Annotated in this window: 9 protein-coding genes; 6 read left to right on the top strand and 3 right to left on the bottom strand. The window is 71.7% G+C overall.

Annotated features, from left to right (window positions below; genetic code table 11):
- Positions 1-16: 16 nt before the first annotated feature.
- A complete protein-coding gene (locus ACH442_RS24700; RefSeq protein WP_396340451.1) occupies positions 17-1,222 on the top strand; it encodes a hypothetical protein in 1,206 nt (401 codons plus the stop codon).
- Here ACH442_RS24700 and ACH442_RS24695 read toward each other — a convergent pair whose 3' ends face one another.
- Together ACH442_RS24695 and ACH442_RS24690 are read right to left on the bottom strand one after the other, a co-directional pair.
- Positions 1,223-1,579 carry a hypothetical protein gene (locus ACH442_RS24695; RefSeq protein WP_396340450.1) on the bottom strand — a complete coding sequence of 119 codons (357 nt, stop codon included), beginning with the start codon at positions 1,577-1,579 and terminating at the stop codon, positions 1,223-1,225.
- Positions 1,576-2,568 (bottom strand): hypothetical protein, encoded by a 993-nt coding sequence (locus ACH442_RS24690; RefSeq protein ID WP_396340449.1) that lies wholly within the window; start codon positions 2,566-2,568, stop codon positions 1,576-1,578. The genes ACH442_RS24695 and ACH442_RS24690 overlap by 4 nt, the downstream gene beginning before the upstream one ends.
- Before the next feature lie 408 nt (positions 2,569-2,976).
- On the opposite strand from ACH442_RS24690, the gene pdhA reads away from it, so the two are divergent.
- The 4 genes from pdhA (at position 2,977) to ACH442_RS24670 (ending at position 6,875) form a co-directional block, all read left to right on the top strand.
- Positions 2,977-4,134, top strand: coding sequence for a pyruvate dehydrogenase (acetyl-transferring) E1 component subunit alpha (pdhA, locus tag ACH442_RS24685; protein WP_396340448.1), 1,158 nt, complete (start codon positions 2,977-2,979; stop codon positions 4,132-4,134).
- The gene (locus tag ACH442_RS24680) at positions 4,131-5,120 is read left to right on the top strand and encodes an alpha-ketoacid dehydrogenase subunit beta (protein WP_396340532.1); all 990 of its coding nucleotides are present in this window, start codon (positions 4,131-4,133) and stop codon (positions 5,118-5,120) included. Before pdhA ends, ACH442_RS24680 begins: the two co-directional genes overlap by 4 nt.
- Positions 5,117-6,538 (top strand): dihydrolipoamide acetyltransferase family protein, encoded by a 1,422-nt coding sequence (locus tag ACH442_RS24675; RefSeq protein WP_396340447.1) that lies wholly within the window; start codon positions 5,117-5,119, stop codon positions 6,536-6,538. The genes ACH442_RS24680 and ACH442_RS24675 overlap by 4 nt, the downstream gene beginning before the upstream one ends.
- Positions 6,539-6,737: 199 nt before the next feature.
- Positions 6,738-6,875, top strand: a complete 138-nt coding sequence (locus tag ACH442_RS24670) for a hypothetical protein (protein WP_396340446.1) — start codon at positions 6,738-6,740, stop codon at positions 6,873-6,875.
- A gap of 1,467 nt (positions 6,876-8,342) precedes the next feature.
- On the opposite strand, the gene ACH442_RS24665 is transcribed toward ACH442_RS24670, so the two are convergent.
- Complete coding sequence (locus ACH442_RS24665) at positions 8,343-9,017, bottom strand: hypothetical protein (RefSeq protein ID WP_396340445.1); 675 nt, start codon at positions 9,015-9,017, stop codon at positions 8,343-8,345.
- Between ACH442_RS24665 and ACH442_RS24660 the strand changes: the two genes are divergently transcribed.
- The gene (locus ACH442_RS24660; protein WP_396340444.1) at positions 8,983-10,890 is read left to right on the top strand and encodes a hypothetical protein; all 1,908 of its coding nucleotides are present in this window, start codon (positions 8,983-8,985) and stop codon (positions 10,888-10,890) included. The genes ACH442_RS24665 and ACH442_RS24660 overlap by 35 nt on opposite strands.
- Positions 10,891-10,903 lie beyond the last annotated feature (13 nt).

Genomic DNA, 10,903 nt, shown 5'->3' with positions numbered 1-10,903 from the left:
GCGGTAGGCTCGCGGCATGCCGGCACCCCACAGCGTGTACGAGGCGGTGCTGCACGCGGCCCGCGACGTGATCAAGCTGGACTGCGCGCTGGACGCCGAGATGCTCGGAACAGCGCTGCTGGGCAGCGTTTACTCGGTGGCCCAGGATGATCGGGCCACCGCCGTCCGGGAGTTCGTCGGCGACTTCCTGACCGCGACCGGCGGCAGCACCGAGCCGGCCGCCGCGACCATCCGCGAGGTCTTCGCCGCGCTCGTGCCCGATGCGACCGGCGCCGACCGAATCACGCACGACACGCGGGGCCCCTCGTGGGCCGGGCAACTGGGCCGGGTCCGGCCGATCGGGTTCCACGCCTACGGCGACGTGTACGGCGACCAGACCTCCTACCTGGTGACGTTCGCGTACGAGGATGCCGCCCTCGGTGGCCCTGAGCACGCCATGGTGGTCCTGGTCGACCACAACATCGGCATCGTCAAGGACCTGTTCGTCTCGTCCGCCGCCGATCAGGTGCTGGGCTCGGTGCGCGCCGTGTGCGAGCAGGACGAGCTGACCTGGTTCCGCGACGAGGACCCGGGCCGGCTGCGCGACGAGGTGGCCCGGCACCTGGCGATCACCGACGAGCTCGGCGAGCTGCCGGCCGACGGTTCGCTGGCCACCGACCGCGCGCTGGTCGCGTCCCGGCTCACGATGCTGCCCGCGGCCACCACCCCGCCGCTCGACGAGCCGGCCGGTCCGCCCGCGGCCGAGCTGCTGCGGGACTTCCTGGCCTCCCCCGAGGCGGCCCGCGCCGGGCTGGCCGGGCCGGAGACCGACCAGCCGTCCCTGCAGTTCTGCCTCGGCCTGCTCTTCGACCACGCGGCCACGCTGCCCGGTGGTGATCCGCTGCGCTGGAGCCCGGCCATCGCCGGCCTGTTCCTGCTGGACTGGGTGCATCGCCGCGCGGTGCTGGACATCGACGACGCGGCGATGCTGCCCCAGGTCGTGCGCGCCTGGTCGGCCTATGCGACGTGGCGGCGCGGGCTGCCGGCGGCCGCGATCGCCGAGACCGCGGCCGAGGTGGAGAAGCTGGTGCCGGAGTTCGTGCGGCTCTACTCCACCGGTGAGCGGCGCAGCGCGGCCACCGCGGCGGTCGCCCAGCTCATCGCCGAGGGAGTCGACCCGAACGACTCCGAGGCGATCGACGCCTGGCTCCAGGCCAACCAGGACCGCTTGGGCGACGAGTAATCACGGTCTGGCCCTCGACCACCGCGCATTGCGCCCGCCGATGTCGAGAGGTTCGGAAACGGCGAGCGCAGCGTCGTCGGTCCCGGACCTCTCGGCGTCGGCCGCCAGGGGCGCAACGCCACCGAGCGCAGCGAGGCCGTCAGCATGGTGGCGACCCACCCGTGAGCTGCGCTGACGGGCCGGGGTCTGCTCGTCGTGGTAGGTGTGCTCGGCGCGGTGGTGGCCGCGGTAGGGACGGTTGGTGATCCGGCCCTCCTCGGAGCGGGGCTGCGTCATCGAGCGACGGACGTTCCGGCCGGCGGGGTAGCTGTACTCGACTATCCGGGCGGCGTTGACGTGGAGCGGGCGTTCGGTCACGGCTGTCCTCCGGCTGGAGTCGGACCGGTTCGGGGCCGGTCGGGGATGGGGGAACGGAAGGCGGCTTCGCACTCGTGATGCGAGGAGTCGTCGGGATCCGGGTCCTCGGAGTCCTCGTCGTGGTCGCCGGAATCCTCGGAGTCGTCCCGGTCGGCGTGCGGCTCGTCCGCGGAGGGCTCGTCCGCGGGGACGTCGTCCGCGGACGGCTCATCCGCGGGTACCTCGTCTATGGACGGCTCGTCTGTGGACGAGTCGTCTGTCGACGAGTCGTCTGTGGTCACGGCGTCCTGGCTCGCGGGCCCGTCATCACTCCGGCCGTCCGCATCGTCATCGGAATCGTCATCATCTGAAGAATCCGTTTTGTCCCAGGCGGATCCGTCGAACCGCGGCCGCTCGCCGGGCGCGACGCGACGGGCCAGTGGACGCTCCCATTCGTCGTCCGGAACGGCCGGCAGGCCCGGGACCGTGGGGAACGCGGCGATCGGGCTGGGGCGCGAAACTCCCTCGTCAGCGGGCTCCGGCGGACTGTCCACAGGCGAACTCGGGCGCGTCGCCACGACGGACGGACCGTCGTCGGGGACCGCGGGGAGTCCGGACACGGTGGGGGTAGGTGCGCCGGGGCCGGCTGGGGGCGACGCACCGGGCGACACTCCCGAGGGCTGATCAGGAACGGACGGGGGTCGCCCCGGGTGGTCGTACGCCGAAGGGTTGGGGGTTGGGCTTGAAGGCCGCACCGGACCGGTGACCGGCGGCGGCAGGAACGGCGCGTCCATGGCGCCGGTGCGATCCTTGCCGGCGATCTCGCTGGTTCCGATCGTGACCACGGCGAGCGTCGGCACCGAGGCGAGCGCGACCAGCATCGCGACCAGCAGGACGTATCGGCGGGCCGGCCCGGAGAGGCCGTGGTCCTCGCGGTACACGCCGTTGAACCGCTTCCGGAGCACCTTCAGGGGCGGCTCGAAGCCGTCGTCGTCGGGCAGGTGCGGCACGCGGGTGTCCCTTTCGAACCAAAGATCAACCTAGATCCGTCTCGGTCAAAGGGGTGAACGACCCATGGCCCGTTCGGCAGCGGCGGGGTCGGCGCATTCGCACGACCGCGAGAGCATGAAAGGGATTAAAGCGGACAAATACCCTTAACGATGCGTCAACAGAAAATCTCTAATCGTGATCCACGGGCTCTCGCAGCCGTCGTTACCTCTGTCAGGATGAAGGCGACGGCACCGCCGCCGTCGTCTCCGCCGACCAGCGGGGCTACGGCGGGCCGTCCTGGCCGGGACACAGTCTCGCCGGAACGTCGCGCGGCAGCCTCACCCGGCATATGCGCGGCTACCCCAGTGGTCCGCCTCGTGGATCGGGCGACACCCGCCGCGGGCGCAGAGAGATACAGGGAGACACGGATGGCGAAAGGCAAAGCCGCAGCGGCACCCCCCTCGTCCGGGGGCAGTGACGCTCCGGCGGGCGGCTTCGTCCAGCTGCTCACGCCCGACGGTGAACACCTCGGCAGCGTCACCACGGCGGACGGGACCACGTACTCGGTCGACTTCACCGACGAGGAGTACCGCGGGCTCTATCGCGACCTGGTGACCGTTCGGCGTCTGGACGCCGAGGCGACCGCTCTGCAACGGCAGGGCGAGCTGGGGCTCTGGGCCAGTTTGCTGGGTCAGGAAGCGGCTCAGGTCGGCTCCGGCCGGGCGCTGCGGAAGCAGGACATGGCTTTCCCCACCTACCGCGAGCACGGCGTGCTGTACTGCCGGGGCATCGACCCGATCATGCCGTTCGGCCTGTTCCGCGGCGTGGACCAGGGCGGGTGGGACGCGAACGAGCACAAGTTCAACAGCTACACCATCGTGATCGGCTCGCAGACGCTGCACGCGACCGGCTACGCCATGGGCATCACGATGGACGGCAAGACCGGGAGCCCGGACGGCGAAGCCGTGATCGCCTACTTCGGCGACGGTGCGACCAGCCAGGGCGAGGTCAACGAGTCCTTCGTCTGGGCCGGGGTGTTCAACGCCCCGATGGTCTTCTTCTGCCAGAACAACCAGTACGCGATCTCCGAGCCCCTGGAGCGGCAGACCCGCATCCCGCTGTACCGGCGGGCACTCGGCTACGGCTTCCCCGGCATCCGGATCGACGGCAACGACGTGCTGGCCAGCTACGCCGTGACCCGCGCCGCGCTGGACAACGCCCGTAACGGGCAGGGCCCGACGCTGATCGAGGCGTACACGTACCGGATGGGTGCGCACACCAGCTCCGACGACCCGACGCGCTACCGGATCGCCTCCGAGGTGGAGTCCTGGAAGGCGAAGGACCCGATCTCCCGCGTCCGTGCGTTCCTCACCAAGCAGAAACTGGCTGACGAGGACTTCTTCGGCGAGGTCGACGAGTCCGCCCGCACCCTCGCGCTGGACCTGCGCGAACGGGTGCTGGCGATGCCCGACCCACAGCCGGTCACGATGTTCGACCACGTCTATCCGAACGGCTCGCCCGAGATCGACGAGCAGCGTGCCGCGTTCACCGAGTACCACGCGTCGTTCGAGGGGAGTGGGCACTGATGGCCGAGACGATCACCCTGGGCAAGGCCCTCAACCACGGCCTGCGCCGAGCCCTGGAGAAAGACCCGAAGGTCGTCGTCATGGGTGAGGACGTCGGCAAGCTCGGCGGCGTCTTCCGGATCACCGACGGCCTGCAGAAGGACTTCGGCGAGGACCGGGTCATCGACACCCCGCTGGCCGAGGCCGGCATCGTCGGGACCGCGGTCGGCCTGGCCATCCGCGGTTACCGCCCGGTCTGCGAGATCCAGTTCGACGGGTTCGTCTTCCCGGCCTACAACCAGATCGTCGCCCAGGTGGCGAAGATGTTCTACCGCTCCAAGGGCAAGGTCCGGGTGCCGATCGTCATCCGGATCCCGTTCGGCGGTGGCATCGGCGCGGTCGAGCACCACTCCGAGTCGCCCGAGGCATACTTCGCGCACACCCCCGGCCTCAAGGTCGTGACCTGCGCCAACCCGGCCGACGCCTACACGATGATCCAGCAGGCCATCGCCTCCGACGACCCGGTCGTCTTCTTCGAGCCCAAGCGTCGCTACTGGGAGAAGGGCGAGGTCGACCTGGAGGCGCCGCTGACCGGCGCCTACCCGCTTCACTCGGCCAGGGTGGCGCGGCCCGGGGCCGACGCAACAATTTTGGCGTACGGGCCGATGGTGCGCGTCGCGCTGGACGCCGCGGCCGCCGCCGCCGAGGACGGTCGCAGTCTCGAGGTCATCGACCTGCGCACCCTCTCGCCGATCGACTACCCGGTGATCTTCGAATCGGTCAAGCGGACCGGCCGTGCCGTCGTGGTGCACGAGGCCCCGGGCAGTGGCGGCCTGGGCGGCGAGATCGCGGCCCGGATCACCGAGGAGTGCTTCTACTCCCTCGAGGCGCCGGTGCTGCGTGTGACGGGGTACGACATTCCGTACCCGGCGGCCCGCTCCGAGGAGGAGTACCTGCCCGACCTGGATCGGCTGCTCGACGCCGTCGACCGCTCGTTCGGCTGGTGACCCCGATGTCGCGGATCAAGGAATTCAACCTGCCCGACCTGGGTGAGGGCCTGACCGAGGGCGAGATCCTGGCCTGGCTCGTCAAGGTCGGCGACACGATCGAGCTGAACCAGCCGATCGTCGAGGTGGAGACCGCGAAGGCGGCCGTGGAGATCCCCGCGAAGTGGGGCGGGGTCGTCACGAAGATCTTCCACGAGGCCGGCACCACCGTCGAGGTGGGCCGCCCGATCATCTCGATCGACACCGACCCGGGCGCCGGGGACCTGCCCGAGCCGTCCGCCGAGTCGCTGGCCGCGGTCACCATCGCTCCCAGCGAAGGCGCGGTCGAGCCCGGGATGGTCGGTTCGCCGGCACCCGCGGCGCCGGGCGTCGGGCGTACGCCGGTGCTGGTCGGATACGGCGTCCGGGAAGCCAGTGGGAAACGGCGGCCACGGGTCAGCACTCCCGCTACCTCGGCTCCGGTTTCGGCCGTCCCCCCGGCGGCCGAGTCCGTCGCCCCCGTCGCCCCGGTGACGCCTGCGCGCAGTGGGCCGGTGCTGGCCAAGCCGCCGGTCCGGAAGCTTGCGCGTGATCTCGGCGTCGACCTCGCCACGATCGCGGGGACCGGGCCGCTGGGGTCGGTGACTCGTGACGACGTACACAAGAAAGCCGCCGAAGGCGCCGAGAAGCCGGCGGCGAACGTCGCGGCCCGGCCCGTCGCGGTGTTCGACGCGTCGCGTGAGCAGCGCATCCCGGTCAAGGGCGTGCGGAAACTCACCGCCGAGAACATGGTCGCCTCGGCGTTCACCGCGCCGCACGTCACCGAGTTCCTGACCGTCGACGTCACGCGCAGCATGAAGGCGCTGGAGAAGCTGAAGGCCCGGCGTGACTTCGCCGACCTCCGCGTCTCCCCGCTGCTGCTGGTGGCGAAGGCGGTGCTGCTCGCGGTGAAGCGCTACCCGATGGTCAACTCGTCGTGGTCGGCCGCCACGAACGAGATCGTCATCAAGGAGTACGTGAACCTGGGGATCGCCGCGGCGACCGAGCGCGGGCTGATCGTCCCGAACATCAAGGACGCCGGTCGTCTCAGTCTTCGGGAACTGGCCGAATCACTCGACGACCTCGTACGGACGGCGAAGACCGGCAAGACGCCGCCGGCCGACATGGCGCACGGCACACTCTCGATCACCAACGTGGGCGTGTTCGGCGTCGACACCGGAACTCCGATCCTGCCGCCGGGCGAGTCGGCGATCCTGGCCCTCGGCGCGATCCGGCCGACGCCCTGGGTGCACAAGGGCAAGATCAAGGTGCGCCAGGTCACGACGCTGGGCCTCTCCTTCGACCACCGGATCATCGACGGCGAGCTGGGCTCGAAGTTCCTCCGGGACATCGGGGAGTTCCTCACCGATCCGGAAGGCGCTCTCCTCGCCTGGACCTGATTTCATTAAGGTCACCTGCCTCAGCGGCTTTCGATCGTTAGGCAGATGACCGGGATCACCATCTAAATAGTTGGCAAGATCCACCGCGGAGGCGGACACTTGAGGCACACCTGAGACGTGCGCCGACGGTGTCCGCCACAAGCGGGCCGGGGGCTGCACGTCGTGATACCGGTGACAGCCGGGGAAACGAGCAAGTGCAGTGAACGTCATCGACCGCATTCGTCGCCGCCGCCAGATCAACCGTCAGCACCGCGCCATCGAAAGCGCCATGCGGACCGCGCCGACCCAGGCCATGCGCGACGAAATCGCCTTCATCGCCCAGCGCCAGCCCTTCTAGGCAGCAGCGCTCTCCAACCAGCCCGCCCGCGTCACCCGGGCGGGCTGTTTCGTATCGGCGACCATGTCAACACCCCGCGTGGCATTACCTCAGTGGCGTACACCGGGATTTTCTCCGCCGGGAACGCCCGGTACGGTTGGGCACTGGTTCCCAACCCGGCACGGCCCGCCGGAGTGGGGACCGGGGCTCTCGACAGCGCCCCAGCACGGCCAAGCCTGAGAAGCTGGCACGGCCTTGGCGGAAGGTCGCCGACGGGGTCGCGTCCGTGCAAAGCTGGCACGGCCGCATCGATGAGGAGGCGCGTATGACGTCCGAGGGGCAGCACGCCGGGCAGCCGGCCGAGGCCGCGTCGGGCGGGAACGAACCCGACGGTCAGCGAGTGTCGGGCCGGGCATCGGCTCCGCCTCCGACCGAGGGCACCCCCACGTCGTATGGTCCGCCGCCGCAGTCGGCGCCGGGCGGGGGGTCACCGTTCGTGGTTCCGGCAGTCTCCACCTTCGGTTCGGGGTCGAACCCGACCGGGACGCCGTATGGATCGGCTCGACAGCCCGAAGAGGCTTCGCCGTACGGATCGGTGTCGCCTGGCACGGCTTCTCCCTACGGGTCCGTTTCGCCTGGTTCGACGTATGGCGCTGCGCCGGCCCAGGGTTCCTCGCCGTTCCAGCAGCAGCAGCCCTACGACCAGCAGCAGTCGCCGTCCGCGTGGGCGCCGCCGGCTCCGGCCGGTGAGGGGCGCGGCTCTGCCTCCGTGCCCGGGGGCGGGTCGTTCGGGGCGCCGTCCTCGGATGCGCCTGGATTCCCGCCGCCGGCCTCCGCTTCCGGTGCCGCTGGGTTCCCGCCGCCGTCCTCGGCTGCCGCTGGGTTCCCGCCGCCGCAGTCTTCAGGTGCTGGATTCCCGCCGCAGTCTTCCGCTTCCGCGGGCTTCCCGCCGCCTGCTTCGGGTGCCGCGGGCTTCCCGCCGCCGGCCGCTTCAGGTCCCGCGGGCTTCCCGCCGCCGGCCGCTTCAGGTCCCGCGGGCTTCCCGCCGCCGGCCGCTTCGGGCGCTGCCGGGGAGTCGCCGGCCTTCCCGCCGCCGCCGGCCACCGCCGGCAGCGGGCTGCCGACCCGGACCCCGGGTGCCTCCGCCGCCGCGGCCGACCAGTCGACCTTCTCCGCCTTCGGCGAGCAGAAGTCGCGTGTGCCGGGCGCGACCCTCACCGACGTTCCGGATTCTTCCGGGCGCCCCGGCCTGACCGGCCCGGCTGAGAACAGCTGGCTCGGCAACACCACCCGCCCGGCCCCCGGTGACGCGTCGAAGCCAGCCGCCACCGCGTTCCCGACCCGTGGGGGCGAGAGCGGCGGGTTCCCGCTGCGCGCTCCGGCCGGCCCGGGCACAGACGGCGAGCCGAGCGGCTCCACCCCCAACCTTGACCTACCGATTCGAAGCACGTCCGGGTATTCCGCGCCTCCGTCCGGAACACCGTCCACCTATGGCGCGCAGGCCCCGGCGTCCGAGGAGTCGGCGTTCGGCGGGCCCGCGTCCCCGTTCGGCGACGGGTCGGCGCCGTCCGCTCCGTCGGGCTTCCCGCAGCGGGTGCCCGGCGCCGCGCTCGGTTCGGGTGGTTCGCTGCCGTCACCGAGTGCCGCGGCTGCCGCTTCGGCTTCTTCCGGTGCCTCGGCTGTGCCGTCCGCCGGTTCCGCCTCCATGCCGCCGGCCGGGTCGCCGTTCGGCGCTGTCTCGCCGCCCGCCGGTTCCGCTTCCGGCTCGCCGTTCAGCGCTGCCTCGCCGCCCGCCGGTACCGCTTCCGGCTCGCCGTTCAGCGCTGCCTCGCCGCCCGCCGGTACCGCTTCCGGGTCGCCGTTCAGCGCTGTCCCGGTGCCGCCGGTCGCGCCGTCCTCCGGTGCCGCCTCCGTGCCCGGTTCCGGTTCGGCCTCGGTGCACGGCTCGTCGGCTTCGGCATCCGTGCACCGCTCGTCCGATGCCGCCTCGGAATACGGCTCGTCCGGTGCGGCCTCGGTTCCCGGCTCGGCCGGTGCCGCCTCCGTTCCCGGCTCGGCCGGTGCCGCTTCGGTGCCGCAGCCGCGGGAGGCGGCCGGTGCCCGGCCCGCATCCGGCTCGGCTCGGCCAGTGACCGCGAGCGTCTCGGTTCCCGGCCTGGTCACCCCGCCGGCCGACGGCGCCGAGAACCCGCCGCCGCCCCCCACCGCGCCGCAGGCCCGGGTGTACGGACGACCGGCTCAGGCGCCCGAGGAGGCCGAGGAGACTCCGGCCGCCGAGGAGCCGCCGTTCGGCAATGTGCCCTTCCCGGGTGCGCGCATGCCGGAAGCGTTCGCGCCGGACCCGTCGGCGAACCCGTTCGCGCAGCGCTCGCCCGAGCCGCAGTCGCCGTTCGCTCCGCAGGAGACCGGCGACCAGGACAACTTCGGCCGCGAGAACGGCAGCCGCGAGCGGTCCGGGTCGAACGGCCTCGGCCAGCCCAGCTCCGGCGCGAACAGCTTCGGCCAGAACGATTTCGCCCAGCCGAACTCCGGCCCGAACAGCTTCGGCCAGAACGACTTCGGCCGGGCCGGTTCCGGCCAGGGCGATTTCGGTCAGGCCGGTTCCGGCCAGGGCGATTTCGGTCAGGCCGGTTCCAGCCAGGGCGATTTCGGTCAGGCCGGCCCCGGCCATAGTGACTTCGGGCAGGCCGGCATGGGTCAGGCCGGCTTCGGTCACGCCGATTCCGGCCAGGGTGACTTCGGGCCGGGCAATCCCGGTCAGTCGGGCTTCGGGCAGGGGGGTTTCGGCGCGCCTGGCTTCGGCCAGGAGAACAGCGGCGCTCAGGCCAACCCGTTCGCCCAGCGTTCCCCGGAGCCGCAGCACTCTTCAGAGCCGCAGCACTCCTCGGAGCCGCACCACTCCTCGGACCCGCAGCACTTCTCGGACCAGCAGCACTTCTCGGACCAGCAGCGCTTCTCTGACCCGCAGCGTGGCGAGGAGGGTTCCGGCGGCTTCGGTTCCTTCCCGCCGCCGCAGCGCGTCGAGGAGGGTTCCGGCGGTTACGGCGCGTTCCCGCAGGGCGAGACCCCGGGGGGGTCCCCGCAGTCCCCGGGCCGGGCCACCGCCCGCGCCTCGGCCAGCGCCCGGGTCTCCCCGCCCGAGCCGGGTGCCCCGGCCAACCCGACGTCCGGCAGCGCCCGGGTCGAGGGCAGTGCCCGGGTCTCCCCGCCGGACGCGAACTCGCCGTTCGGCGGCCAGGGTTTCCCGGCTCCCGGATCGCCGGCCCCGGGTTTCCCCCAGCAGGGCTTCCCGCCGTCCGGTTCCCCGGCCGCCTTCTCCGGCGCGCCGTCGGGTCCGGGCAACGCCCCGGTCTTCCCGCCGTTCGGGCAGCCGGGCGAGGAGCCGACCTTCCCGCCGCCTTCGTCGTCGTTCCCGGGTGCTTCGCCGAGCACGCCGTTCGGGCCTCGTCCGGGCGCCGCACCGCAGGACGGCCCGTCGTGGGGTGACTTCACCGCCGCGGCCCCTGCGGGTGGCGACTTCAGCGAGCGCACGACGGACGTTTCGGGGCGCGGCAATTCGCCGTATGTTCCGGCGCCCGCGCTGACCCCGATGCCGGGTGTGCCGACGTCGGATCCGTTCGGCGCCGATCCGGCGTCCCGGGCGACGGTGACGCCGCCCGGCCCGGAGGACACGACGAGCTGGCCCGGCCCGGCCGAGCAGGACAAGTTCGACCAGTTCAAGTCGGAGGAGGCGCCTGCGCCGCCGAAGCCGGTCGTGAAGACCGGTCCGGTGACGCTGGCCGTGGTGCTCGGTGCCACGCTGCTGCTCGGTCTGGTCTTCGGCCTGGTCTACCTGATCGCCGGTGGTGGCGGGGACAGTTTCGCCGCGGGTGACTGCGTGAAGAACGGCTCCAAGGTCGAGAAGGTCGACTGCGGTTCTGCCGACGCGTACCAGATCAAGCAGATCGTCGACAAGAAGGAACAGTGCACCGACCAGGCGCAGCCGTACCTGCAGGCTGACGACAAGGTCTACTGCCTGGTCAAGCCGGCCGGCTGATCGCGATGTGGTC

Source organism: Actinoplanes sp. NPDC020271, assembly GCF_044388125.1.
Taxonomy (GTDB): Bacteria; Actinomycetota; Actinomycetes; order Mycobacteriales; family Micromonosporaceae; genus Actinoplanes.
This window is presented reverse-complemented; position numbering and strand designations above follow the sequence as displayed.